Source organism: Desulfatiferula olefinivorans, assembly GCF_054657895.1.
In genome coordinates this window covers 1-551 of record NZ_BAAHXV010000114.1, presented here as the reverse complement: position 1 = coordinate 551, position 551 = coordinate 1, and the positions used below count along the sequence as shown (strand labels likewise).

Below are 551 nucleotides of genomic sequence, written 5' to 3'. Positions count from 1 at the left end.
TCGTTCAACAGGAGAAGGCCCAAACTCCGTTTTCTTTACAACATTTCTTTTTGAAAGAGCAAATCAATTTTCTACTTTTTAACCAGGCGTTCGTCCGACTGCCAACGTGTGCTTCACCGGCCGGGCGGCGAATCGAGACGCAGGGCCGATGGGCGAAAAAGGTTGAAAAACTAAAGACTTCCTAAAGGGACAAGCTGTAGCCCGGTCCGGTGGAAGCAATTGTTGGCAGATTGACTCACGATGGCGAATGGATTGGGAACAAGACGTGATGAACCCAATGCCGGAGAACGTGGGAACAATATGCCAGGTGTGACAAAGAACAACCAGAACCAAACGTTGATCAAAGCCGTGAAAGACTTAGAACGAGCGGGCCGCCCTGAGAACGAAGGAGCCGGAAACCGCCGCAAGGGTTGAGCGGATGGGCCACCCTGAACGAGACAGCGGGTGAATTTGAAAAGTGGTTCAACAGGAGAAAGCCCAAACTCCGATTTCTTTACAACATTTCTTTTTGAAAGAGCAAATCAATTTTCTACTTTTTACCCAGGCGTTCT

The 551-nt window shown here is 48.8% G+C and carries 1 protein-coding gene; it reads left to right on the top strand.

All coding sequences use genetic code 11. From position 1 onward, the window contains the following. The coding region (locus ACYQ11_RS22110; protein WP_459926006.1) for a hypothetical protein at positions 1 to 185 on the top strand (185 nt) is incomplete at its 5' end. Positions 186 to 551 lie beyond the last annotated feature (366 nt).